Origin of the sequence: Pseudomonas sp. PDM04, from assembly GCF_014851765.1 — a bacterium.
Lineage (GTDB): Bacteria > Pseudomonadota > Gammaproteobacteria > Pseudomonadales > Pseudomonadaceae > Aquipseudomonas.
The window spans coordinates 161,922-185,606 of sequence record NZ_JACVAI010000008.1 but is presented as its reverse complement, the minus strand read 5'-3'; the positions used below and the strand labels follow the sequence as shown (position 1 = coordinate 185,606).

Sequence of the window (23,685 nt, the reverse complement as noted above, 5' to 3'; positions counted from 1 at the left end):
CCCCTTGAAACCATGTGGGTCGATCGTGTGACCCGAAAGGTTTTACTCGGCGCCAGGCTCACCTGGCGCCTGATCCAATTAGCTGGCGACGATATTGACCAGTTTCCCGGGCACTACGATCACTTTACGAATAGTCAGGCCGTCGACAAAGCGCAGCACGTTCTCGTTGGCCCGTGCGGCGGCTTCGATTTCCTCGCGGCTGGCGCTGGCCGGCATGTCGATCTGACCACGCAGTTTGCCATTGACCTGAATGACCAGTTGCAGGCTGTCCTGTACCAGGGCGTTGTCATCGGGCACCGGCCAGCGGGCGTCGATCACCGGGTCGGCGTGGCCCAGTCGATTCCACAGGTCGTGGCTGATGTGCGGCGTGATCGGCGCGAGCAGCAACGTCACGGTTTCCAGGCCTTCGTGAATCAGGGCGCGGTCCTGTTCGGTGGCTTGCGGGGCCTTTTCCAGCACGTTCATCAGCGTCATCACCTGGGCGATGGCGGTGTTGAATTTGTGGTTCTGGCCGACGTCGTGGCTGGCCTGCTTGATGGCCAGGTGGATCGAGCGGCGAACGGCTTTCTGCTCGTCGTTCAGGCTGGCGATCTCCAGCTTGCCCGGCAGGCCTTGAGTGACGTGGGCTTGAGCCAGGCGCCAGACGCGCTTGAGGAAACGGTGCGAACCTTCAACGCCGGAGTCGGACCATTCCGCACTCATGTCAGGCGGCGAGGCGAACATCATGAACATACGGCAGGTGTCCGCGCCGAACTGGTCGATCATCGACTGCGGGTCGACGCCGTTGTTCTTCGACTTGGCCATCTTCTCGGTGCCGCCGATTTCCACCGGCAGGCCGTCGGCGATCAATCGGGCGCTGATCACCTTGGCCTTGCTGTCGCGTTCGAGTTCGACGTCGGCCGGGTTGTACCAGGTGTAGGCACCATTGGCTTCGCGACGATAGTACGTCTCGGCGACCACCATGCCCTGGGTCAGCAGGTTCTTGAACGGTTCGTTGGAGCTCACCAGCCCTTCGTCACGCATCAGCTTGTGGAAGAAGCGCGCGTAGAGCAGGTGGAGAATGGCGTGCTCGATACCGCCGATGTACTGGTCCACCGGCAGCCAGTGGTCGGCGGCGGATTTTTCCACCAGGCCGCCTTCGAAGTGCGGCGAGGCATAGCGGGCGTAGTACCACGACGACTCGACGAAGGTGTCCATGGTGTCGGTTTCACGCTTGGCCGGCTGGCCGCATTTCGGGCAGCTGCACTCGTAGAACTCGGGCATGCGCGCCAAGGGCGAACCAGCGCCATCGGGTACGACGTCTTCAGGCAGTACGACCGGCAGCTGATCTTCCGGCACCGGCACATCACCGCAACTGGCGCAGTGGATGATCGGGATCGGGCAGCCCCAGTAGCGTTGACGGCTGATACCCCAGTCGCGCAGACGGAACTGGGTGCGCGAGGCGCCGAGGTTCTTCTTGATCAGCGCCACTTCGATGGCGTCGAAGGCGCCGGCGAAGTCGAGGCCGTCGAACTCGCCGGAGTTGATCAGCGTGCCGTGTTCGCCGTAGGCGTCCTGCCACGGTGCCGGATTGGTATCACCGGCGCTGGTGCGCACCACCGACTTGATCGGCAGGTTGTATTTGGAAGCAAATTCGAAATCGCGTTCGTCGTGGGCCGGAACGGCCATGACGGCACCATCGCCGTAATGCATCAGCACGTAGTTGGCGACCCACACCGGCAGTTTTTCACCGGTCAGCGGGTGCTCGACGAACAGCGAGGTCGGCAGGCCTTTTTTCTCCTGGGTGGCGACGTCGGCTTCGGCGACGCTGCCGCCCTTGCATTCGGCGATGAACGCCTGCAGCTCGGGATTGTTCTGCGCAGCCAGGGCGGCCAGCGGGTGCTCGGCGGCGACGGCGACGTAGGTGGCGCCCATCAGGGTGTCCGGGCGGGTGGTGAAGACTTTCAGCGCCCCGGCTTCGCCGATGGAAGCGACGTCGTAGGGAAATTGCACTTCCATGCCGCGGGATTTGCCAATCCAGTTGCGCTGCATGGTCTTGACCTGTTCAGGCCAGCCGGTCAGTTCGTCGAGGCTCTCCAGCAGTTCATCCGCGTAGGCGGTGATCTTGAAGTAGTACATCGGGATTTCGCGCTTTTCGATCAGCGCGCCCGAACGCCAGCCGCGACCGTCGATCACCTGCTCGTTGGCCAGTACGGTCTGGTCGATCGGGTCCCAGTTCACGGTACCGTTCTTGCGGTAAATCACGCCTTTTTCGAACAGACGGGTGAACAGCCATTGCTCCCAGCGGTAGTAGTCGGGCTTGCAGGTGGTCACTTCACGGGACCAGTCCACCGCCAGGCCGAGGCTGCGCAGCTGGGATTTCATGTAGGCGATGTTTTCGTAGGTCCACTTGGCGGGCGCTACGTTGTTCTTCATCGCGGCGTTTTCCGCCGGCATGCCGAAGGCGTCCCAACCCATGGGTTGCAGGACGTTCTTGCCTTGCATGCGCTGGTAGCGGGAGATCACGTCGCCGATGGTGTAGTTGCGCACGTGCCCCATGTGTAGCTTGCCGCTGGGGTAAGGGAACATCGACAGGCAGTAGTAAGTCTCCTTGCCTGGCTGTTCACTGACTTCAAAGGACTTTTGCTCGTCCCAGAACGACTGGGCGGCGGCTTCGATTTCACGGGGCTGATATTGTTCGTGCATGGCTACTTTTGAACTGAATAGGGGTGGCCTAATCCTCTTCAATGCAACGCTGGACGCTGATCACGCCAAATCGGCGTTTTGCTGTCCAGGCGAGCTGGAAGTGGAGTTACAGGAAGCGCCGTAGCATACATGACCGCACTCTACCGAGGGAAACGCTGATTGCTGCCGCGCGTCCTGCGAAAAACGCTGCGAGGTCCGTTGGTCGCGGCACTCAGCCGGTTTGTTCATCGAAGCTAAGCTCTAAATGGGGAGCGAGTCTTATCTTCAATGAGGTGAGGGATGGTTGAGTTACAGCAAAAAGCGACAAAACCCGAGCTTTACGAAAAACTGATCGATCGTCTGGGCATCGCCCTGGACGCCGCAAGAACGGCTGGTCGGCTGCGCGATGAGCGTCCCCTGGAGCTGGAACTGCGCGGCCTGAGCCCCGCGGAGTTTGCATTGGTCAAGGCTTATCTGGATCGCAGTGAACGTGAAACACACGGATGCCTGTCAGAAGCAGTGAAGCAACTCGACACACCACGTTCGGCCAAGGTCATCTGGCTCAAGGACAAGGCACCCGACAGAGACGCGGTAAAGGTCCGGTCTCTGCAATTCAAGTAAGGGCACTTGAAGCCACAGCGTAGGGTTTTTGCTGACGGGGTCCTTGCGTATCTGTTGTCGCAATGCGTCAACCCACTTAGGCTTCGGGCATCTTCAGGAGATGCTCGATGCCTTTTCGTTATTTCGTAAAACAATTGCTGCTGCCACCCGGCATTTTACTGCTGTTGCTCCTGCTTGCCTGGTGGTTTCGCCGGTCGAGGCCGCGACTGGCCGGTGTCTGCTTTGCGCTGGGGTTCGGTGGATTGTGGCTGATGAGTCTGCCGGTGGTGGTGCAGTGGAGCGCCAATGCCCTGGAGCGCATCCCGCCGCTGAATCGTGACGAATGGGCCACGCTGGGGCAGCGTGCCGACGCCATCGTGGTGCTGGGCTCGGGGCGCGAGCGCGGGGATCCCGCGTGGGGTGCCGATCAACCGACCGGCATCGGCCTGGAGCGAGAGCGTTATGCCGCCAGGCTGGCCAAGGCATCGGGCTTGCCGATCCTGACCAGCGGTGGTCTGCACTACGGCACTCCGCCCTCCGAAGCCCGGTTGATGGCGGACTCGCTGCTGGACGATTTCGGCGTCACGGTGCGTTGGCAGGAAGAGCGCAGCCGGACCACCTGGGAGAATGCGCAACTCAGCGCCGAGGTATTGCTGCCCCAGGGGATCAAGCGTGTGGTGGTCGTGACCCAGGCGTGGCACATGCCGCGTTCGGTCTGGAGCTTCGAGCGCGCCGGGTTTGAGGTGGTGCCGGCGCCCGTGGGGTTTCTGGGGGTCGACAATGCCCGGCCGCTGGGTGGCTGGATGCCCGAGTTCAAATCGATCTGGCAGAGCGGCCAGTTGATGAACGAGGCGGTGGGGCAGGTGGGGTACTCGCTGTTTTATCGAGGTGATGCGGGCGCCGATTGATGCGGTGTCGGTGAGGCCGCTTTCGCCGGCAGGCTCACTCCCACCCTCGACCTGGCACCCATAAGGGGCGGGTCACCTGTGGGAACGAGCCTGCTCACGAAGCTGTTAAACGGTCTTCGCCATCCGGTTGGCGATCAATGCCCAGCCAAACAACAGCACGCAGACGATGATCAGCGGCCATGAACGCCATTGCAGGTAAGGCGTCAGGTTGTGCATCGGCACCACCTCGCCGTACAGGATGCCGCGTTCGAATTGCGGGATCTGCGCGGTGATCTGGCCAAACGGATTGATCAGCCCGGTCACGCCGTTGTTGGTGGCGCGGATCATCCAGCGACCGGCCTCGAGGGCGCGCATCTGTGCCATCTGCAAGTGTTGCAGTGGCCCGATGGAGGTGCCGAACCAGGTGTCATTGCTGATGGTCAGCAACAAATCGCTGCGGGCGGCGAGCCCGGCGGCAAATTCCGGGTAGACCACTTCGTAGCAGATGAACGGTGCAATCTGATAGCCCTTGGCCTGTAGCAGAGCCTGGTCGGCAGGGCCCCGGGCGAAGTCGGACATCGGCAGGTCGAAGAACGCGATCAGGCCGCGCAGCACGTCCTGCAGCGGCACGTATTCGCCGAACGGCACCAGTTTCTGCTTGAGGTAGGTGCCATCGCCTTCGCCCACCACGGTGATGCCGTTGAAAAAGCGCTTCTGGTGATGGACTTCCTGACGAATCGGCACGCCGGTGATCAGTGCGCTTTTACGTTCAGCGGCGAAGTTGCCCATCATGCTCAAATAGCCTTCCGCCGACTCCTTGAGCACCGGAACCGCTGTTTCCGGCCAGATCAGCAGGTCGACCGGCTTGGAGCGCAAACTCATGTCGCGGTACAGCGCCAGTTGCGAGTTGAGCTGCGCCGGGTCCCATTTCATGCTTTGTTCGATATTGCCCTGGATCGCCGCGACGCTCAGTGGCGCGCCCGAAGGGCTGGTCCAGGCATGGTGCTTGAGGGCGATGCCGGCCACCCAGGGGCCGATCAACAACAGCGCAGCTGCGACGATGAAGGCCTTGCGACCGCCCCTGGCCAGTCGCGCAGCGTTGCAGACCAGCGCGGCGGTCAAGGCCAGGGTGAAGGACACCAGCCACATTCCGCCCAGCGGGGCGAGGCCGGCCAACGGGCCGTCGAGCTGGCTGTAGCCGGAGTAAAGCCACGGGAAACCGGTGAGAAACCAGCCGCGAAAAGCCTCCTGGCCGACCCACAGGGCAGCGAAGGCCAGGGCGTCGGCCAGGGGCGCTTCGTTGCGCCGCAGCCAGCGCGCCCAGACCCACGCGGGCAGCGCGAAGAACCAGGCAATCGCCGCGGTGAAGAGCAGCATCAGGAACCCGGCCAGCAACACCGAGGCGCCGCCGAAGTTGTGGATGCTGTAGTAGATCCAGCTGGTGCCGGCGCCAAACAGGCCAAAACCGAAACACCAGCCACGACCCAGGGCCTGACGGGGGTTCAGCTCACGCAAGCCGGCGTAGAACAGGCCGACCGCCAGCAACGCCAGCGGCCAGATATCGAAAGGCGCCAGCGCCAGGGTGGTGATTGCACCGGCCGCCACGGCCAGCAGGTTACCGGGCCAGCCGGGGCGGGTCATAGATCAATCCTTGGGGTCAGCGGGCGATGGGGGTCAGGCGCAGCAAGTGAATCCGACGGCTGTCGGCGTTCAGGATGCGGAAACGATACGGGCCGATTTCAGTGATTTCATTGCGTTTTGGCAAGTGACCGAACGCGCTCATCACCAAGCCGCCGACCGTATCGAACTCATCGTTGGAAAACTCGCTGTCGAAGAACTCGTTGAAGTTCTCGATCGGCGTCAGCGCCTTGACCAGGAAATCACCGCTGGGCAGGGGCTTGATGTAGCTGTCTTCCTCGACGTCATGTTCGTCTTCGATGTCGCCGACGATCTGTTCCAGCACGTCCTCGATGGTCACGAGGCCTGCCACGCCGCCGTACTCGTCGATGACGATGGCCATGTGGTTGTGGTTGGCGCGGAACTCGCGCAGCAGCACATTCAGGCGCTTGGACTCGGGCACGAAGGTGGCCGGGCGCAGCAGGTCCTTGATGTTGAAGCTGTCGCCGTTTTCCTTGAGGATCAGCGGCAGCAGGTCCTTGGCCAGCAGTACGCCCATCACGTCATCGTGGCTCTCGCCGATCACCGGATAGCGGGAGTGGGCCGAGTCGACCACGGCGGGCAGGAACTCGCGGGGTGTCTGGGTCGCCTTGATGCTGATCATCTGCGAGCGCGGGACCATGATGTCCCGTACTTGCAGGTCAGCCACCTGGATGGCGCCTTCGACGATGGCCAGCGCTTCGCTGTCCAGCAACTTGTTTTGATGCGCATCGCGCAGCAGCTCCAGCAGCTCCTGGCGGTTCTTCGGCTCGTGGGCAAAAGCCTGGGTGAGCTTACCCAGCCATGACTTCTGCCCGTTGCTCGATCGATCTTCGCTCATAGCGATTACTCTGAATCCTTTGTTGTCACGATAGTGGATGGTTCAATTTCGTCGTCCGCGTACGGATCGCGATAGCCCAACTGGGCTAGCAAGGTGCGTTCCAACGCTTCCATTTCTTCGGCTTCGTCGTCATCTATATGGTCGTAACCCAGCAGATGCAAGCAGCCATGGATGACCAGATGGGCCCAATGCGCCTTGGGTTCCTTGCCCTGTTCGGCAGCTTCGCGCTCGACCACCGCCACGCAGATCACCAGATCGCCCAGCAGCGGGATATCAAGAAACTCGTCGGGTACATCGGCCGGAAACGACAGGACGTTGGTGGCGTAGTCCTTTTGCCGCCAGGTGCGGTTGAGCTCACGGGCCTCGGCCTCATCGACCAGGCGAAGGGTGATCTCCGAGTCGGCGCTGCGCTGGCGCAGGGCCAGCTCACACCATTGGCGGAAATCGTCTTCACTCGGGATGGGCGCCTGGGTCGCGACTTGCAGGTCAAGCTCAAGCATCGCGGCGGCTATCCTTGGCGGCTGCATCTTCGGCCACACGGGTTTCGAAACGCTCGTAGGCCTCGACAATGCGCTGCACCAGCGGATGGCGCACGACGTCCTTGGGCTGGAAGTGCGTGAAGCTGATGCCCGGTACGTCTTTCAGAACTTCGATCACGTGATGCAGCCCGGACTTGGTGCCTCTGGGCAAATCGACCTGGGTGATGTCGCCGGTGATCACCGCCGTGGAGCCGAAGCCGATCCGGGTCAGGAACATCTTCATCTGCTCGACGGTGGTGTTCTGGCTTTCATCGAGGATGATGAAGCTGTTGTTCAGCGTTCGACCGCGCATGTAGGCCAGGGGCGCGACTTCGATCACCTGGCGCTCGATCAGCTTGGCGACGTATTCGAAGCCGAGCATTTCATAGAGAGCGTCGTAGAGCGGGCGCAGGTAGGGGTCGATCTTCTGTGACAGGTCGCCGGGCAGGAAGCCCAGTTTCTCGCCGGCTTCAACGGCCGGTCGAACCAGCAGGATGCGGCGGATCTGCTCGCGTTCCAATGCGTCGACCGCGCAGGCAACGGCCAGGTAGGTCTTGCCGGTACCGGCCGGGCCGATGCCGAAGTTGATGTCGTTACCGAGAATTTCCTTCACGTAGCGCAACTGATTCAAGCCGCGTGGGCGAATCATGCCCTTTTTGGTGCGCAGGGCCACGGAGGGTTCGGCGGGGGAGACGTTGTCCAGCTCTTCGACGGCCGATTCCTGCAGGAACAGGTGAACCATGTCCGGCGACAGCTCGGTACCCTTGGTTTCACGGTACAGGCGGCGCAGGAGGTTTTCCGCGGAGGTGGTGTGCTTGGGATCGCCGATCAGCTCGAACTGATTGCCGCGGTTGCGGATCTCGATGGTCAGGCGCTGTTCGATCAAGCGCAGGTGCTCGTCGAATTGCCCGCACAGATTGGCGAAGCGGCGGGCCTCAAAGGGCTCGAGAATAAAACGATGTGGTTCTATGGGTGCGTTCAAGGTCGTATTTAGCCGCCCTGGGGCAATTAAGATGAAATCAAGGATAACGCCAGCGGCGCGGGTGCGAAAGCTCTTAAATGGTCCTGGATCAAACACCCTGCCCCCTGTGGGAGCGAGCCTGCTCGCGAAGGGGGCTTGGCAGGCGACTGATGTGTCGAATGTCAGACCGTCATCGCGAGCCGGCTCGCTCGCACATCGGGTTTTCAGTGTTGTTGGATCAGCGAGCCCCGCAACGAGTGCGGCTGCGCGGAATCAATGTGCACATCGGCGAACTGTCCGATCAGGGTTGGATTGTCGCAGCGGAAGTTGACGATCCGGTTATTCTCGGTTCGGCCCTGCAGCTCGCCGGGGTCTTTTTTCGAGTAATCGGTGACCAGGATGCGCTGGATCGAACCGACCATTTGTCGGCTGATCTCGAAACCCTGCTGGTTCAGGCGATGTTGCAGGGCATTGAGGCGCTCTTTTTTCAGGGCTTCCGGTGTCTCGTCGGCCAGATCCGCGGCAGGCGTGCCCGGACGCTGGCTGTAGACGAACGAGTAGGAAAAGTCGAAACCGACGTCTTCGATCAGCTTCATCGTCTGTTCGAAGTCTTTCTCGGTCTCGCCGGGGAAACCGACGATGAAGTCCGAGCTGATGCAGATCCCCGGCACGGCGGCGCGCAGTTTGCGCAACTTGGACTTGTATTCCAGCGCCGTGTGGTTGCGCTTCATCGCCGCGAGGATGCGGTCGGAGCCCGATTGCACCGGCAAGTGCAGGTGCTTGACCAGCTCCGGCACGTCGGCGTGGGCCTGGATCAGGCTGTCGGAAAACTCCAGCGGATGGGACGTGGTGTAGCGAATCCGGTCGATGCCGTCGACGGCCGCGACCACGCGGATCAGTTCGGCCAGGTCCGCCACGCGCCCGTCGTGGGTGGTGCCGCGATAGCCGTTGACGTTCTGCCCAAGCAGGGTCACTTCGCGCACGCCGTTCTCGGCCAGGTGGATGATCTCGGCAATCACGTCATCGAACGGCCGGCTGACTTCTTCGCCGCGGGTGTAGGGCACCACGCAGAATGTGCAGTACTTGCTGCAACCTTCCATGACCGACACATAGGCACTCGGGCCGTCGATGCGCGGTTCGGGCAAGTGGTCGAATTTTTCGATTTCCGGGAACGACACGTCGACCTGCGGCAGTTTGCTGATGCGCGCGGCGTCGATCATCTCAGGCAGGCGGTGCAGTGTCTGGGGGCCGAAGACCACGTCGACGTAGGGGGCGCGGTCGCGGATCGCCGCGCCTTCCTGGCTGGCCACGCAACCGCCGACCGCAATCACCATGTCGGGATTGGCCAGTTTCAGTTCGCGCCAGCGACCCAGCTGCGAGTACACCCGGTCCTGGGCGCGTTCGCGAATGGAACAGGTATTGAGCAGGATCACGTCGGCGTCTTCGGCGCGAGCGGTGACTTCCAGGGCCTGGTGTTCACCCAGCAGATCGACCATGCGCGAGCTGTCGTACTCGTTCATCTGGCAACCGTGGGTTTCGATGTAAAGCTTCTTGGCCATGGATACAGTCATCACGTGATTCAAAGAACCGCGCATTATAGGGAACATGTCCCCAGGTTCCTACCGCTGTGCGTCCGGTGGCTATGCTATAGTTCGCGCCCTCATTTTTATCCCCCGATGTGTTGCTCGCCTGCCATGACCAAACGTGAAGCTCCAATCTACAAGGTGATTTTCCTCAACCAGGGCCAGGTGTTCGAAATGTACGCCAAGCAGATCTATCAAAGTGATCTGTGGGGCTTTCTGGAAGTGGAAGAGTTCGTCTTTGGCGAGCGCACGCAAGTGGTCGTCGACCCGAGCGAAGAGAAGCTCAAGGCGCAGTTCGAAGGTGTGGTGCGCAGTTTCGTGCCGATGCATTCGATTGTGCGCATCGACGAAGTCGAACGCCTTGGCACACCGAAAATCAGCGAAGCCCGCGGCGGCGTCGGCAATGTGATGCCGTTTCCGATGCCGATGCCTGAGAAGTAAGGCTGACACCGAGTCGCCCTCATCGCGAGCAGGCTCGCTCCCGCACCGTGCAACTCATTGTGGGAGTGAGCTTGCTCACGATAGGGCGAGAAAGGTCTTTACAGAATCAAGGCAACGGGGCGAAAGGCGTACGCCCATCGGCGCTCTGCAATTCCATCAGGTATTTGCGGAAGATCTGCCCCAGCACCTGGGTGGCGACTTCAAGTTCTTCCCGAGGCATTTTCTCGGCGACCTCATCGGCGGTGTCCAGCGCATCTTCGGCGCCATTGACCGCTGCCATTTTCAGCACGATATACGCCTGAACGTTATTGGCCGGTACGCCTTCGCCGTGGAAGAACATGGTGCCGAGTTTGAACTGCGCCTGGGCGTGGCCTTGCAGCGAGGCCTTTTCGAAATAGCTCAGGGCTTTGTTGAGATCGCGCGAGGTGTTTGTACCGGCGTAATAGAACTCGCCCAGCTCGTATTGCGCCTGGGCATCACCGTCATCCGAGGCTTTCTGGCAGGCAGCAAGCGCCTGTTCCAGGTCTTGCGGCTGGGTATTGAGGGTGCAGCGACCCATCGCTGGGATCAACAACGAGTTACCGCCTGCTTGTGCGAGCGCGAGCAGGGGTTGAAGGAGCAACAGGCAGCCCAGTGCAAGGATGCGGCCGGTGCGGTTCATGGGAATCGACTTACCTCTGAAGGGCACGCGGACCCGTCGAGGGGATCCAATAAGCGCGCATTATGAAATAAGCAGGGCCAACCTTACAAAGTCTTTACTCGTTTTTCTGCTGCGCGGGGAATATATCTCCCGGTTTGCGGGGGATTATCGGCAGATCGGTAGGAAAATACGCGTGTATGTAGGTAGAAGCTGACGCTGGCAATCGCCAACGTCAGCGGCACTGCGTTTATTTCAAGGCGGCGAATGCACGCTCGGCGGCATCCAGCGTGAGCTTCAGCTCGGCTTCGCCATGGGCGATCGAGGTAAAACCGGCTTCGAACGCGCTTGGCGCCAGGTACACGCCCCCTTCGAGCATCAGGTGGAAGAAGCGCTTGAACAGGTTCGCGTCGCTGGCCATCACGTCATCGAATGTCACAATGTCGTCGGCACCGCTGAAGTACAGGCCGAACATGCCGCCCGCCTGGGTGGTCACGAACGGAATGCCGGCGGCATCGGCCCTTTGTTGCAGGCCATCGAGCAGGCGGCTGGTGTAGTCGCTCAGTTCGTCATGGAAGCCGGGGCGGCTGATCAGGCGCAGGGTGGTCAGGCCGGCGGCCATCGCCAGCGGATTACCTGACAGGGTGCCCGCCTGGTAGACGGGGCCCAGTGGCGCGATGTGCGACATGATTTCGCGTTTGCCGCCGAAGCAGCCGACCGGCATGCCGCCACCGATGATCTTGCCGAAGGTGCTCAGGTCCGGGGTGACGCCATAATGCGCCTGCGCACCGCCGAGGGCGACACGGAAACCGGTCATCACTTCGTCGAAGATCAACACCACGCCGTGCTTGTCGCACAGGCTGCGCAGGCCTTCGAGGAAGCCGGGCGCCGGCGGCACGCAGTTCATGTTGCCGGCCACCGGCTCGACAATGATGCACGCCACTTCCTGGCCGACTTCGGCGAGCATCGCCTCGACGGCGTCGATGTCGTTGAACGGCAGGGTCAGGGTGTGCCGGGCGAACGCCGCCGGCACGCCTGCCGAGCTGGGCACGCCTTGGGTCAGTGCGCCGGAGCCGGCCTTGACCAGCAGGCTGTCGGAGTGACCGTGGTAGCAGCCTTCAAACTTGATGATGCTGTCGCGACCGGTGAAACCACGAGCCAGACGAATCGCGCTCATGGTGGCTTCGGTGCCGGAGCTGACCATGCGCACCATTTCCATCGACGGCACGATCGAACACACCAGATCGGCCATCTGGGTTTCCATCTCGGTCGGGGCGCCGTAGGACAGGCCGTGTTCCAGCTGCCTGCGCACCGCGTCCAGAACGTCCGGGTGGCTGTGGCCGAGAATCATCGGGCCCCAGGAACCGACGTAGTCGACATAGCGCTTGTCGTCTTCGTCGGTGACGTAGGCACCCTGGGCGTGCTTGAAGAACAGCGGTGTGCCGCCCACGCTCTTGAAGGCGCGGACAGGCGAGTTCACGCCACCGGGAATGTGTTTCTGGGCATTGGCAAACAGTGTTTCGGAACGAGACATGGTCGGGCTCTCAATATCAGACTTTCAGTAATTCGTTGAAGGCGCGGGCGCGACGGGTGACTTCAGTCGTGCTCTGGGCGCCAAACAGGCCGTGGACCACCGCCAGCAGATCGACCCCGTGGGCCACCAGCGGCGCGGCGTTGTCCAGGGTGATACCGCCGATCGCACAGATCGGCAGGTGCAGTTGGCGGCGGGCTTGGTCCAACAATTCGAGGCTGCAGCTCGGTGCCCCGGGTTTGGTGCTGGAATTGAAGAAGCGCCCGAAGGCGACGTAACTGGCGCCTTCCCTGGCTGCCTGTTCGGCGAGCTCGAGTTGTGCGTGGCACGTCGAGCCGATGATGGCCCGGGATCCGAGCAGGGCGCGGGTCGGCGACAGCGGGCCATCGGTCTGGCCCAGGTGCACGCCGACGTTCAGGCGCGCGGCCAGTTCGGCATCGTCGTTGATGATCAAATGGGTCTTGTAGCGTTCGCACAGGTCGCGCAAGGCCTGCGCTTCACGCAGGCGGCGGGCTCCGTCATCGCTCTTGTCGCGGTATTGCAACAGGGTGACGCCGCCTTCGAGCGCCGCCTCCACGTACGACAGGAATTTACCGGCCAGTAACTGGCTGTCGGTAATGGCGTAAAGGCCGCGTAGTTTCATCGGACAAGCCCCATGGCGTTACGAACAGAAATCCAGCGGAAGACGACGCGGAACGAACTGGCCTTTGCCCAGCTGTTCGGCATCGCGCAGGGTACGCCACGTGTAGTTAAGTGCAGTCTGTACGGCGCTGGCGAGATTTTCGCCCTGGGCCAGACGACCGGCGAGGGCGCTGGCCAGGGTACAGCCGGAACCGTGATAACTGCCGGGCAGGCGCTGGCAGATGAAGGTTTCGCGATGACCGTCGCGGCTGTACAGGCGATTGTGGATTTCGCTTTCTTCGCCATGACCGCCGGTGATCAGCAGGTGTTTGACGAACGGCAGGAGTTTTTCAGCGCATTCGTCCGCCGTGCCTTCGGGCAGTTCGGCGAGGATCCGCGCTTCCGGGAGGTTGGGCGTGGCGATGATCGACAGGGGCAGCAGGCGTTCGCGCATGGCGTAACCGACTTCACCCTTGCCCAGTCGTCCGCCGCCGCCCGCGCGCAGCACGGGGTCGCAGACCACCGGCAAATGCGCCTGCGCCTGGAGCAGTTCGACAACGGTGTCGACCATCTCCAGTGAGCCGAGCATGCCCAGCTTGACCGCCGCGACGTCGGAGTCGTTGAGCACGGCATTGGCCTGGGCCAGTACCCACTCGCGGTCGAGAACGCGGAAGTCGGTGACGTTGACCGTGTCTTGCACGGTCAGGGCGGTGACGGCCGGAGCCGCATGGCAACCCTGGGCGAGCAGGGCTTCGATATCTGCCTGCAAGCCGGCGCCACCACTGGGATCGTGGCCGGAGAGACAGAGGACAACAGGGCGAGAGCTGTAGATATTCATGGTGCGCGAGCTTACCACCAGTCGCCCAGCGAGTCATGGGAGTGACCTCGCGGCGGCCTACAGGAATGCGCCTGACGGCCGATGCACTGTTGTAACCTGACCATTTAAACAATTCTGCTCCTTTGTGCGTCGCTGGAACGCCCGTACTAGAGCCTTTTCGGGAAATGTTTCAATGGTGTTCAATGGCCATCAACGGCTATGCTAGAGTGGATCCAAACCAATAACAGGTAATGCCGGTTTTACGTCTACTCAAAGGGAATGAGGGGCTTTTTGAGATTAACCGGACAGGCCACGCTGGGGCTTCAATGCGCTATTTGCTGATGTTGCTGTTTTGCTTGCCCCTTATGGCCAGCGCAGTTGAATTCGATGAGTTCACTCAAAGCCTGCCCCTGGGCCGAACCCTGCAAGTGTTCGAAGACGCCGATGGCCAGGCGACCATCGACGAGGTGCTGGCGCAAGCCGCGAGCGGGCACTTCAAGCCCCACGACAAGGCCACCCTCAATGCCGGTTACTCGCGCTCGGCGTTCTGGCTGAAAATCGACCTGCATTACCGCCCGATCAATCCTGCCGCCCAGCGCACCTGGTTGCTGGAACTGGCCTATCCGCCTCTCGACCGGCTTGACCTGTACCTGCCCGATGCGGCGGGTACCTATCACCTGATCCGTCAGACCGGCGACGCCTTGCCGTTCGACAGTCGCGAAATTCGCCAGAACAACTACCTGTTCGACCTGAGCTTCACCCCGGGTCAGGCGCAAACCGTGTACTTGCGCCTGCAGAGCGAAGGCTCGATCCAGGCGCCGGTCACGTTGTGGTCGAGCACGGCGTTTCTGGAGGAACAACCGGTCCGGCTCTACGTGCTGGGTCTGATTTACGGTGTGTTGCTGGGGATGCTGGTCTACAACCTGTTCATCTACCTGAGTGTGCGCGACACCAGCTACCTCTATTACATTGTCTACATCGCCTCGTTCGGCCTGTATCAATTGTCGGTGAATGGCGCGGCGGTCCAGTATTTCTGGCCGAACAACCCCTGGTGGGCCAACGCCGCCACACCGTTCTTCATAGGCTGCGCCGGGTTGTTCGGCAGCCAGTTCGCCCGCAGCTTCCTGCAAACCGCCACGCTCAGTCGCTGGCTCGATCGCCTGTTGCTGGCGCTGATCGCGTTCGGTGCCCTGGTGATCGGGTTGTCCTTGATGACCAGTTACGCCCTGGCCCTGCGCCTGGCCACGGCACTGGCGCTGACGTTCACCGTGGTGATTTTCGCCGCCGGGCTGTTTTCCTGGTGGCGCGGCCTGCGGGTGGCGCGCTACTTCATCATTGCCTGGTCGGCGTTTCTGCTCGGCGGCATCGTCAACACGCTGATGGTGCTGGGTTACCTGCCGAACGTGTTCCTGACCATGTATTCCAGCCAGATCGGCTCGGCCATCGAGGTGGCGCTGCTGTCGCTGGCGTTGGCCGACCGCATCAACGCCATGCGCGAGCAACAGGCGCAAACCTTGCTCGACGCCGGTCAAAAGCTCGAAGTGCTCAACCAGCAACTGGAACACGGCAACAAGCTCAAGGACGAATTCCTCGCCACGCTGACCCACGAGTTGCGTACGCCCATGAACGGCGTGATCGGTTCGCTGGAGTTGATGCAAACCGTCGAGATGGACCCCGAGCTCGAACAGTACCAGCAAACCGCCGCCGGTTCCGCGCGGGACATGATGCGCATGGTCAACGGCATCCTGACCCTCACCGAGTTGCAGGCCGGCAAGCTCAAGGCCAATGCGTCGACGTTCAGCCTGCGCAGCGTGATCGATGCCCTGCGCATGCAATTCGATGGCAATGCCTCGGGCAAGTCGCTGGACTTCAAGGTCGATGTCGCGCCAGGCCTGCCGGACCGGGTACACGGCGACAGCAGCAAGTTGGCGCAATGCCTGGAATGCCTTCTGGACAACGCGATCAAGTTCACCCGGGTGGGCGGCGTGGCGCTGAGGGTGACGGGCAAACCCGTGGCATCGGGGCGGCTGGCGTTGTCCTTCGCGGTCATCGATACCGGCATCGGCTTCACCGATCTGGGCGAGGCGACGCTCTACCAGCGTTTCTTCCAGCTCGACGGCTCGATGACCCGCGAGCACGGCGGGCTGGGTGTGGGCCTGGCGATCTGCCGGCAACTGGTCGACTTGCTCGGCGGGCAACTGACCCATCGCTCCGAGCCCGGGCGCGGCAGCCGCTTCCAGCTCGATGTCGAATTCGAGGTGCCGCTGGCCGAGCCTGTCGCAACGCCGATGATGCGCGATCTCCCACACCTGCGCCTGCCTCAGGACTGCACCGTGCTGCTGGTGGATAACAACGACATCCATCAATTGCTGATGCGCGGAATGTTGCTCAAGCTCGGGTTTCGCGTGCGCACGGCCGACGACGGCGTCGCCGCGCTGGATTTCCTGCGCCGTGAAACGTTCGACGCGGTCTTGCTCGATAGCGAGCTGCCGCAGATGAATGGCGTATCGCTGTGTTGCCAGATTCGCGCCTTGCCGGGCTGTGAGCACGTGCCGGTGTTCATGATTGTGCTGAACGTCGACCGGGAGCGTTGCGTGACCGCAGACTTGATCGACTACCTGAGCAAACCGGTGAAGTTCGAAGACTTGCAGGCGGCCCTGTATCGGCGGGTGCTCTGTCCACAACAGGGCGAAAGCGCCGACAGTTAGGCGGATATGCCACTTTGTTCGGCTTCGGGGCAGTGCTTAACTGGACCCCTGGCTGACCCAAGGAGCCCCGTCATGAACCTGCATCAGTTCGCCGAAACCCACGAAGTCACCAACCAGCCCCCCTCGCTGGACGGCACCAACCTGTACCGCATCGACCTGCCTTTGCAGGAGTGGTCACGGCGTTTCGGGGCGGGGTGGGCCGAGGCGCGCATCGACGCCTACGGTGCACTGGCCGGCGGGCCGCTGATGGCAGCGGGCTTTCTGGCCAATCAGAACAAGCCGGTGTTCGCCAGCCATGACCGCTACGGTCATCGCATCGACCTGGTGGAATTCCATCCGGCTTACCACGAATTGATGCGCACGGCGGTCGAGCACGGCCTGACCTCCTTGCCGTGGACGCATCCGCAGTCCGGCGCCCATGTCGCCCGCGCCGCCATGACCTATCTGCACAGCCAGGCCGAAGCCGGCAGCGGCTGTCCGCTGACCATGACCTTCGCCAGTGTGCCGGCGATGCGCCTGCAGCCCGACCTGGCCGAACAGTGGCTGCCGAAAATCCTCGCCACCGAATACGATCCGCGCAATGTCGGCATGGCCCGCAAGGCGGGTGTCACCCTTGGCATGGCCATGACCGAAAAGCAGGGCGGCACCGATGTCCGTGCCAATACCACCAAAGCCTATCCGGTGGGCCCCAGCGGTCCGGGCCAGGCCTACGAACTGGTGGGCCACAAGTGGTTCTGCTCGGCGCCGATGTGCGATGCCTTCCTGACCCTGGCGCAGACCGACAAGGGCTTGACCTGTTTCCTGCTGCCACGCCACCGCCCGGATGACACACGTAATCAGTTCTACATCCAGCGTTTGAAAAACAAGCTCGGCAACTGCTCCAACGCCTCCAGCGAGGTCGAGTTTCGCGGTGCGCTGGCGTGGATGATCGGCGAAGAAGGGCGGGGCGTGCCAACCATCATCGAGATGGTCGCCATGACCCGTTTCGATTGCATGGTCGGGTCCAGCGCGCTGATGCGCCAGGCGTTGACCCAGGCCAGCCATCACTGCGCCCATCGCCGTGTCGGCGGCAAGCGCCTGAGCGAGCAGCCGTTGATGCAGAACGTGCTCGCCGATCTGGCGCTGGAAAGCGAGGCGGCCCTGGCGCTGAGCCTGCGCATGGGCAAGGCGCTGGATCATCCGGGTGACTCGCATGAAGCGAAATTCGCCCGCCTGGTGACGGCGGTGGGCAAATACTGGATCTGCAAGCGCGCGCCCGCCATGATCAACGAAGCCGCCGAATGCATGGGCGGCGCCGGCTATGTCGAAGACAGCATCCTGCCGCGCCTTTACCGCGAGGCGCCGGTCAATTCGACCTGGGAAGGCTCAGGCAACGTGCAATGCCTGGATGTGCTGCGGGCGCTGTCGAAGGAGCCCGGCGTGCTTGACGTGCTGTTCAGCGAGTTGGGTGACGGGCACGGCGATAAACGTCTGGCGGCGCACATCGACCAGTTGCACGCCGCCTTCAGGGATACCGGCGACATTCAATACCGGGCGCGGCAGTTGACCGAAGACATTGCCCTGGGGTTGCAGGCCAAGCTGTTGCTGGAGGCGGGGAATTCGCCGGTCAGCGATGCCTTTATCGCCAGCCGCCTGGGGGCGACGGGCCGGGTGTATGGGGCGTTGCCGCGAGGGCTGGAGGTTGAAGCCATCGTCGCCCGCTCGACGCCACCTCTGTAAACAACGCGGATCAAAGCGTGGTGGAGCGGGTAGGACTTGGTCTTTGGGCGACACGCCACTGTTCCCGTGGGGCGACGATGCAGGCAAGATGAAGCTCTGCAAGTCAGAACACAGGATGCTGATCGTGACCGAAGCTTTTATTGTCGTCCAAACCGCCGAGCAAGCCGTGGATCGGCTTGCGTACTTGCACAATCGTGCAACCACCGCGCTGAACCAGGCGCTCATGCGTTACCTCAAGGACCGTATTGAGCCGGACGCCGAACAGCGTGCGATGTTTCGTTATCCTGAGCTGCGTCTGACCTACCACTGTCAGGGCGAAGTCCCGCAAACCACGCGGGCCTATGCCAAGGTCCAGTTGCCGGGCACCTACAGCGTCACCGTCACCCACCCGGCGGCTTTCCGCAAATACCTGCTGGAGCAACTGGTGCCCTTGATGCACGACTTCACCGTGACGGTGGAAGTCGGCATCAGCCAGCAGAACATTCCTTATCCGTACGTGGTCGAGCAGGGCGATGAGCTGGCCGGTTCCGGCGTGACCGCCGCGGTGCTGGCGCGGGTTTTCCCCAGCACCGATCTGTCCGCCGCCACCGACGGCATAGCCGACGGCCTGTACGATTGGGAAAACACCGATCCACTGCCGCTGGCGCTGTTCGATGCCGCGCGGGTGGATTTCTCCCTGCGCCGCCTGGTGCACTACACCGGCAGCGACTGGCGCCATGTGCAGCCGTGGATTCTGCTGACCAACTACCACCGGTATGTCGACCAGTTCATCGTGCATGGCCTGGAGCAGTTGCGCAGCGATCCACGTTTCGTGCGCATGGTGCTGCCGGGCAACGTGATCATCGAAAAGAGCATGGACCATGGCGAAGCCTCGGCGATTGCCGCGGGCGTGGTCTGGCACCGTTACCAGATGCCGGCCTATCACCTGATCGCCGCCGACGGTCATGGCGTGACCCTGGTGAACATCGGTGTCGGCCCGTCCAACGCCAAGAACATCACCGACCATCTTGCGGTGCTGCGCCCGCATTGCTGGCTGATGATCGGGCACTGCGGCGGCCTGCGGCAGTCGCAGACCATCGGCGACTACGTACTGGCCCACGCCTACATGCGGCGCGACGGGATTCTTGACCGGGTGGTGCCGCCGAATATTCCGATCCCGGCCCTGGCCGAAGTGCAGATGGCCTTGCAGCAGGCGGCCGCCAACGTCACCGGCGAGAAGGGCGACGAACTGAAAAAGCGCCTGCGCACCGGGACCGTGCTGACTTACGACGACCGCAACTGGGAATTGCGCTGGGCCCAGGAGCGACCGTTGATCAACCTGTCCCGTGCCGTGGCGGTGGACATGGAAAGCGGCACCATCGCCGCCCAGGGCTATCGCCTGCGGGTGCCGTATGGCACGTTGCTGTGTGTCTCGGACAAGCCGCTGCACAGCGAAATCAAGCTGCCGGGTTCGGCCAACGCGTTCTATCAGCGCGCGGTCAGCCAGCACTTGAAGATCGGTATCGAGGCGGTGGACCTGCTGCGCACCGAGCTCAACTCGCTGCATTCACGCAAATTGCGCAGTTTCGACGAGCCGCCGTTCCGCTGACGGCCATGGCCATTTGTCGGTCGGGGCACTAGCATGGGCAGCCCTGACCGTCAGATGTACCTGTGCTTATGTCCCGTCCTCAACGCCCCGTGTCCCGCCGCCCTGGCGCGAACACCCCGTCATCCGCCCCGCGTCGGGTCGCCAAGGCCCCCCCGGCCGAACCGAAGCTGATCCTGTTCAACAAACCTTTCGATGTGCTGACGCAATTCAGCGACGGCGAAGGGCGGGCGACGCTCAAGGATTTCATTGCGATCCCCGGGATCTATCCGGCAGGGCGGCTGGACCGCGACAGCGAGGGCTTGCTGTTGTTGACCAATGACGGTCAGTTACAGGCGCGGATTGCCGACCCGAAACACAAACTGTCCAAGACGTATTGGGTGCAGGTGGAAGGCGAGCCGAGCGCCGAGCAGTTGCAGCAGTTGCGTGAGGGTGTCGAATTGAACGACGGCATGACCTTGCCCGCGCAGGCGCGGCAGCTGGAGGAACCGCAACTGTGGCCGCGCAACCCGCCGGTGCGCTTTCGCAAAAGTGTGCCGACCAGTTGGCTGGAACTGGTGATTCGCGAGGGGCGTAACCGCCAGGTGCGACGCATGACGGCGGCGGTGGGCTTGCCCACGCTGCGGCTGGTGCGGGTCAGGATCGGCGACTGGTCGATCGAGGGGCTCGATCAGGGACAGTGGAAGGAAGTGCCGGCGCGTTTATAACGTACCGGTTTCGATCAGGCCGATGACCACGCTTTTGATCACGAACGCAGCCACGCCCAGGCCCAGCACGAAGAACAGGATGAACGAGCCAAAGCGCCCGGCCTTGGATTTTTTCGCCAGATCCCAGACGATGAAACCCATGAAAATGATCAGGATGCTGACCAGTCCGGTCATCATCCACTCTTCAAACAGTGCAGGATCCATCAAACATCTCCAGCGCGGTTGCGGCTAAAAAGGCGGGGCGAGTATACGCCATGCTGGATTGGCGCAGCATTGACCTGCGGCAGCGTGTCGCAGCTATTCGTCGCCTGTGCGGCCTTCAACACGAACAGGCGCGCTCCCACAGGGGCGCCGCCGTCTCTGTGGGCGATGGCGTTGTCAGCTACGCAGGTGAGTCAACGGCAGCTCGGTGCTGTTGAGCACCTGGTTCAACACGAAGCTCGAGCGCACGCTCGTCACGCCTTCAATGCGGGTGAGGTGACCCAGCAGCAATTTCTGATAGTGGTCCATGTCCGGCACCACCACCTTGAGCTGGTAGTCGGCGTCCATCCCGGTCACCAGGCTGCATTCCAGCACCTGCGGCAAGGTGCGGATCGCCGCTTCGAAGTTTTCGAAACGCTCCGGCGTATGCCGGTCCATGCCGATCAGCACATAGGCCGTCAGGCTCAGGCCGAGCATTTTGCGGTCCAGCAGCGCCACCTGGCGGGAGATGTAGCCGTCGTCCTCCAGTTGCTTGACCCGCCGCGAGCACGGCGACGGCGACAGGCCGATGCGTTCGGCCAGCTCCTGGTTGGAAATGCGCGCGTCGCGCTGCAATTCCGCCAAAATGCTCAGGTCGTATCGGTCGAGTTTGCTCATCAATCAGGCCTTTGTCGTATCAATTGCGGCAGATTATCTATCCAGGGTTAAAAATTGCGCAAGTCATGTTTATTTGAGCAATCTTCGCAATCCTTTGTCGGCGTCGCGGGCCTATCCTTATCACCAGAATCACTGCTCGGACAAACAGTCCACGGCGACTCGCCCAATCAGGCCAGTCGCGGCCGCCACCCCCACAGGGGATGTGTCCGGCCCCCGAGCTGCACACTGTCCAGAAGACGGCGTGAGGTGAGCCGACGTCAAAAGCGTCGAGCACGGACGAAGTTCTCAAAGGGAGGCCGACGGGTCTCCCTTTTCTTTTGCCCGGGATTTCTTGCCGGCGCCCTCAATAAATATGTTTCGTGACTGATAACCTGTTGCAGAACCGGCCTGTGCTTTCCCAGTCTTACGTACAAGCCCTAACCCGCAGTGAGGATAAGCATGAAGTCGCGCATCTGGCGTTTGGCCGGAGTTGGTTTGCTGATTGTTGGTGTGGGGGTCGGTGTCACTGCGCAATCGCAAGCCGATGAGCCGCAGAACCGGGGTCCGGAAAACGGGCAGCGCGGCGACGGCCGTCAGGGCAATAATCAGGGGCATGGCGGCAACAATCAGCCGCGTGCGCAGAACAATGACATCATCCGGGGCGATAACAGTCGTCAGTTCGAGAACAACGGCCAGCCGCGCAATGGCGGGCAGAACAACCCGCCGCGAGATTTCAACAACCCCGTTCGGCCGCCACCGCCGCCGCCACAATTGCCGGCCAACGATCTGCCGATCCAGGGGCGGCCCGACAGCGTGCGCCAGACCCAGCAGCCCCAGCGTGGCTACTATCAGGATGTGCCTCGGCGCAACGATTACAACCAGCACTGGCAAAACAACGGTCCGCGTCCCGATGATCATGCCTGGGCAGGTCGCCCGAGCGGACACGGCAATGGCTGGGGCCCTGGCCCGCAGTACCGGCCAGGCCACGTGATCGACCGCTTCCCGGACCGCGACTACCGCGTGCCCTATCGCGGTCAGGATTACTTCTACTCAGGCGGTTACTGGTACCGTCCGCTCGGCCCGCGTTATGTGGTGGTGCAGCCGCCGCGCGGGATCCGTACCCGTTACCTGCCGGATTACGCCCGTGAAGTCTGGATCGGCGGCGCGCTGCTGTTCCTCGCGGCCGGTTCGTACTACGCCTATCAGGAAACGACCCAGGATTACGTGGTGGTCGAACCCCCGGTGCAACCGCCGCCTCAGGCCGGCAACGGCTACGACGTGGTGGCCTATCCGGCCAACGGCCAGTCGCCGGAACAGGTCAACCAGGACGGCTACGAGTGCTACCAGTACGCCGTGCAGCAGAGCGGTTTCGATCCGCGCACCGCCACCTACCAGCCCGCGCCTGCGGTGGTGCAAACCTACCGTCAGGCCCAGGGCGACTGCCTGGGCAGTCGCGGTTATCAGGTGACTTACTGAGCCGCCCGGGCCGCCTTCACCACTTCCTGCGGGTCGGCGTGTACCAGCACTTCGGCTCGCGGGTAAGCGGCGTGAATCGCATCGGCGGCTTGATCGCTGATGCCGTGGGCGACTGACAGGGTCAATTCCCCCGGCAACTCCAGGTGCAATTGCACGAACCACTGATTGCCCGAGACCCGTGTGCGCAGGTCGTGCGCGCCCAACACCCCCGGGACGCTGCACGCCAGTTCGAGCATGTGCTGGCTGACGTCCGGCGGCAGTTCCTGGTCCATCAGCACGGTGAAGCTTTCCCGGGCGATCTGGATCGCGCTCCAGAGGATGTACGCGGCGATCCCCAGGCCAAACCAGGCGTCCACCTGATGCCAGCCGAACCCGGCCAGCACCAGCGCGACCAGAATGCTGCCGTTGAGCAGCATGTCGGAGCGGTAGTGCAGCGAATCGGCGCGCACGGCATTCGAGCCGGTGGCCTTGACCACCCGATGCTGCAGCATCAGCAGGCCCAGGGTCAGCACCAGCGAGAACACGATCACCCCGATGCTGATCCACGGCGCGCCCACCGGCTCAGGGTGCTTGAGCCGCTCGAACGCCTGGAAGGCAATCAGCGTCGCACTGCCGCCAATGAACAGAGCCTGCGCCATGCCCGCCAGTGACTCGGCCTTGCCATGGCCATAGCGGTGATCGTCATCGGCAGGGCGCAACGCGTAGTGCACAGCCAGCAGGTTGAGCAGCGAAGTGACGCCGTCGAGGGCCGAATCGGTCAGCCCGGCCAGCATGCTCACCGAGCCACTCAACCACCACGCGATGGCTTTGGCGACCACCAGGGTGCACGCCACGGCCACCGAGGCGCGGGTGGCCAGCCGCAGCAGGCGGGCGTGTTCGGAGCTCGAAACCATAGG

Annotated in this window: 21 protein-coding genes; 8 read left to right on the top strand and 13 right to left on the bottom strand. The window is 62.4% G+C overall.

Annotated elements, in window-relative coordinates; genetic code table 11:
- Positions 1–78: 78 nt before the first annotated feature.
- On the bottom strand, positions 79–2,685 hold the full coding sequence (gene leuS / locus IB249_RS27450) for a leucine--tRNA ligase (RefSeq protein ID WP_192309183.1): 2,607 nt from the start codon (positions 2,683–2,685) through the stop codon (positions 79–81).
- 279 nt (positions 2,686–2,964) lie between these two features.
- Here leuS and IB249_RS27445 point away from each other — a divergent pair, with 279 nt between their 5' ends.
- Both IB249_RS27445 and IB249_RS27440 read left to right on the top strand, forming a co-directional pair.
- On the top strand, positions 2,965–3,285 hold the full coding sequence (locus tag IB249_RS27445; protein ID WP_192309181.1) for a hypothetical protein: 321 nt from the start codon (positions 2,965–2,967) through the stop codon (positions 3,283–3,285).
- A 107-nt stretch (positions 3,286–3,392) separates the two neighbouring features.
- On the top strand, positions 3,393–4,172 hold the full coding sequence (locus IB249_RS27440) for a YdcF family protein (RefSeq protein WP_192309179.1): 780 nt from the start codon (positions 3,393–3,395) through the stop codon (positions 4,170–4,172).
- 105 nt (positions 4,173–4,277) lie between these two features.
- Here the strand turns inward: IB249_RS27440 and lnt are convergent, their stop codons facing one another.
- From lnt to miaB, 5 genes are all read right to left on the bottom strand, one after another.
- Positions 4,278–5,792 (bottom strand): apolipoprotein N-acyltransferase, encoded by a 1,515-nt coding sequence (gene lnt / locus IB249_RS27435; protein ID WP_192309177.1) that lies wholly within the window; start codon positions 5,790–5,792, stop codon positions 4,278–4,280.
- 16 nt (positions 5,793–5,808) lie between these two features.
- Positions 5,809–6,648: an HlyC/CorC family transporter gene (locus tag IB249_RS27430; protein WP_017340984.1), complete on the bottom strand. Its 840-nt coding sequence runs from the start codon at positions 6,646–6,648 to the stop codon at positions 5,809–5,811.
- Between the two features lie 5 nt (positions 6,649–6,653).
- The gene (ybeY, locus tag IB249_RS27425; protein ID WP_192309175.1) at positions 6,654–7,148 is read right to left on the bottom strand and encodes an rRNA maturation RNase YbeY; all 495 of its coding nucleotides are present in this window, start codon (positions 7,146–7,148) and stop codon (positions 6,654–6,656) included.
- On the bottom strand, positions 7,141–8,148 hold the full coding sequence (locus IB249_RS27420; protein WP_192309173.1) for a PhoH family protein: 1,008 nt from the start codon (positions 8,146–8,148) through the stop codon (positions 7,141–7,143). The genes ybeY and IB249_RS27420 overlap by 8 nt, the downstream gene beginning before the upstream one ends.
- A 203-nt stretch (positions 8,149–8,351) precedes the next feature.
- Positions 8,352–9,686, bottom strand: a complete 1,335-nt coding sequence (gene miaB / locus IB249_RS27415; protein ID WP_192309171.1) for a tRNA (N6-isopentenyl adenosine(37)-C2)-methylthiotransferase MiaB — start codon at positions 9,684–9,686, stop codon at positions 8,352–8,354.
- A gap of 135 nt (positions 9,687–9,821) precedes the next feature.
- Between miaB and IB249_RS27410 the strand changes: the two genes are divergently transcribed.
- Positions 9,822–10,151, top strand: coding sequence for a DUF1820 family protein (locus IB249_RS27410; RefSeq protein WP_027617776.1), 330 nt, complete (start codon positions 9,822–9,824; stop codon positions 10,149–10,151).
- A 106-nt stretch (positions 10,152–10,257) separates the two neighbouring features.
- On the opposite strand, the gene IB249_RS27405 is transcribed toward IB249_RS27410, so the two are convergent.
- The 4 genes from IB249_RS27405 to IB249_RS27390 form a co-directional block, all read right to left on the bottom strand.
- Positions 10,258–10,812, bottom strand: a complete 555-nt coding sequence (locus IB249_RS27405) for a tetratricopeptide repeat protein (protein WP_192309169.1) — start codon at positions 10,810–10,812, stop codon at positions 10,258–10,260.
- A gap of 226 nt (positions 10,813–11,038) precedes the next feature.
- The gene (gene hemL / locus IB249_RS27400; RefSeq protein WP_192309167.1) at positions 11,039–12,322 is read right to left on the bottom strand and encodes a glutamate-1-semialdehyde 2,1-aminomutase; all 1,284 of its coding nucleotides are present in this window, start codon (positions 12,320–12,322) and stop codon (positions 11,039–11,041) included.
- A 16-nt stretch (positions 12,323–12,338) separates the two neighbouring features.
- A complete protein-coding gene (gene thiE, locus IB249_RS27395; protein WP_192309165.1) occupies positions 12,339–12,962 on the bottom strand; it encodes a thiamine phosphate synthase in 624 nt (207 codons plus the stop codon).
- An 18-nt stretch (positions 12,963–12,980) separates the two neighbouring features.
- Positions 12,981–13,778, bottom strand: coding sequence for a hydroxymethylpyrimidine/phosphomethylpyrimidine kinase (locus tag IB249_RS27390; protein WP_192309163.1), 798 nt, complete (start codon positions 13,776–13,778; stop codon positions 12,981–12,983).
- 305 nt (positions 13,779–14,083) lie between these two features.
- Between IB249_RS27390 and IB249_RS27385 the strand changes: the two genes are divergently transcribed.
- The 4 genes from IB249_RS27385 to IB249_RS27370 all read left to right on the top strand — a co-directional run bounded on the left by IB249_RS27385 (position 14,084) and on the right by IB249_RS27370 (position 20,476).
- Complete coding sequence (locus tag IB249_RS27385; protein WP_192309161.1) at positions 14,084–16,465, top strand: hybrid sensor histidine kinase/response regulator; 2,382 nt, start codon at positions 14,084–14,086, stop codon at positions 16,463–16,465.
- 72 nt (positions 16,466–16,537) lie between these two features.
- Complete coding sequence (locus IB249_RS27380; RefSeq protein ID WP_192309159.1) at positions 16,538–18,184, top strand: acyl-CoA dehydrogenase family protein; 1,647 nt, start codon at positions 16,538–16,540, stop codon at positions 18,182–18,184.
- Positions 18,185–18,272: 88 nt separating this feature from the next.
- Complete coding sequence (gene amn, locus IB249_RS27375; RefSeq protein ID WP_192309381.1) at positions 18,273–19,772, top strand: AMP nucleosidase; 1,500 nt, start codon at positions 18,273–18,275, stop codon at positions 19,770–19,772.
- Positions 19,773–19,840: 68 nt separating this feature from the next.
- Entirely contained in the window at positions 19,841–20,476 is a 636-nt protein-coding gene (locus IB249_RS27370; protein ID WP_225607219.1) for a pseudouridine synthase, read from the top strand.
- Here IB249_RS27370 and IB249_RS27365 read toward each other — a convergent pair.
- Together IB249_RS27365 and IB249_RS27360 are read right to left on the bottom strand one after the other, a co-directional pair.
- Entirely contained in the window at positions 20,471–20,680 is a 210-nt protein-coding gene (locus tag IB249_RS27365; RefSeq protein WP_192309157.1) for a DUF2788 domain-containing protein, read from the bottom strand. The two genes, IB249_RS27370 and IB249_RS27365, sit on opposite strands and share 6 nt — an antisense overlap.
- Before the next feature lie 174 nt (positions 20,681–20,854).
- A complete protein-coding gene (locus IB249_RS27360; RefSeq protein ID WP_007937367.1) occupies positions 20,855–21,334 on the bottom strand; it encodes an Lrp/AsnC family transcriptional regulator in 480 nt (159 codons plus the stop codon).
- Between the two features lie 438 nt (positions 21,335–21,772).
- On the opposite strand from IB249_RS27360, the gene IB249_RS27355 reads away from it, so the two are divergent.
- Positions 21,773–22,789, top strand: a complete 1,017-nt coding sequence (locus IB249_RS27355; protein WP_192309155.1) for a DUF6515 family protein — start codon at positions 21,773–21,775, stop codon at positions 22,787–22,789.
- Here the strand turns inward: IB249_RS27355 and IB249_RS27350 are convergent.
- Positions 22,783–23,682 (bottom strand): cation diffusion facilitator family transporter, encoded by a 900-nt coding sequence (locus tag IB249_RS27350; protein ID WP_192309153.1) that lies wholly within the window; start codon positions 23,680–23,682, stop codon positions 22,783–22,785. The genes IB249_RS27355 and IB249_RS27350 overlap by 7 nt on opposite strands.
- Positions 23,683–23,685: the final 3 nt, after the last annotated feature.

Coding starts and splice junctions, on each gene's coding strand:
- leuS (WP_192309183.1), bottom strand. CDS start 2,685: ATGCACGAACAATATCAGCCCCGTGAAATCGAAGCCGCCGCCCAGTCG.
- IB249_RS27445 (WP_192309181.1), top strand. CDS start 2,965: ATGGTTGAGTTACAGCAAAAAGCGACAAAACCCGAGCTTTACGAAAAA.
- IB249_RS27440 (WP_192309179.1), top strand. CDS start 3,393: ATGCCTTTTCGTTATTTCGTAAAACAATTGCTGCTGCCACCCGGCATT.
- lnt (WP_192309177.1), bottom strand. CDS start 5,792: ATGACCCGCCCCGGCTGGCCCGGTAACCTGCTGGCCGTGGCGGCCGGT.
- IB249_RS27430 (WP_017340984.1), bottom strand. CDS start 6,648: ATGAGCGAAGATCGATCGAGCAACGGGCAGAAGTCATGGCTGGGTAAG.
- ybeY (WP_192309175.1), bottom strand. CDS start 7,148: ATGCTTGAGCTTGACCTGCAAGTCGCGACCCAGGCGCCCATCCCGAGT.
- miaB (WP_192309171.1), bottom strand. CDS start 9,686: ATGGCCAAGAAGCTTTACATCGAAACCCACGGTTGCCAGATGAACGAG.
- IB249_RS27410 (WP_027617776.1), top strand. CDS start 9,822: ATGACCAAACGTGAAGCTCCAATCTACAAGGTGATTTTCCTCAACCAG.
- IB249_RS27405 (WP_192309169.1), bottom strand. CDS start 10,812: ATGAACCGCACCGGCCGCATCCTTGCACTGGGCTGCCTGTTGCTCCTT.
- hemL (WP_192309167.1), bottom strand. CDS start 12,322: ATGTCTCGTTCCGAAACACTGTTTGCCAATGCCCAGAAACACATTCCC.
- thiE (WP_192309165.1), bottom strand. CDS start 12,962: ATGAAACTACGCGGCCTTTACGCCATTACCGACAGCCAGTTACTGGCC.
- IB249_RS27390 (WP_192309163.1), bottom strand. CDS start 13,778: ATGAATATCTACAGCTCTCGCCCTGTTGTCCTCTGTCTCTCCGGCCAC.
- IB249_RS27385 (WP_192309161.1), top strand. CDS start 14,084: ATGCGCTATTTGCTGATGTTGCTGTTTTGCTTGCCCCTTATGGCCAGC.
- IB249_RS27380 (WP_192309159.1), top strand. CDS start 16,538: ATGAACCTGCATCAGTTCGCCGAAACCCACGAAGTCACCAACCAGCCC.
- amn (WP_192309381.1), top strand. CDS start 18,273: ATGAAGCTCTGCAAGTCAGAACACAGGATGCTGATCGTGACCGAAGCT.
- IB249_RS27370 (WP_225607219.1), top strand. CDS start 19,841: ATGTCCCGTCCTCAACGCCCCGTGTCCCGCCGCCCTGGCGCGAACACC.
- IB249_RS27365 (WP_192309157.1), bottom strand. CDS start 20,680: ATGGATCCTGCACTGTTTGAAGAGTGGATGATGACCGGACTGGTCAGC.
- IB249_RS27360 (WP_007937367.1), bottom strand. CDS start 21,334: ATGAGCAAACTCGACCGATACGACCTGAGCATTTTGGCGGAATTGCAG.
- IB249_RS27355 (WP_192309155.1), top strand. CDS start 21,773: ATGAAGTCGCGCATCTGGCGTTTGGCCGGAGTTGGTTTGCTGATTGTT.
- IB249_RS27350 (WP_192309153.1), bottom strand. CDS start 23,682: ATGGTTTCGAGCTCCGAACACGCCCGCCTGCTGCGGCTGGCCACCCGC.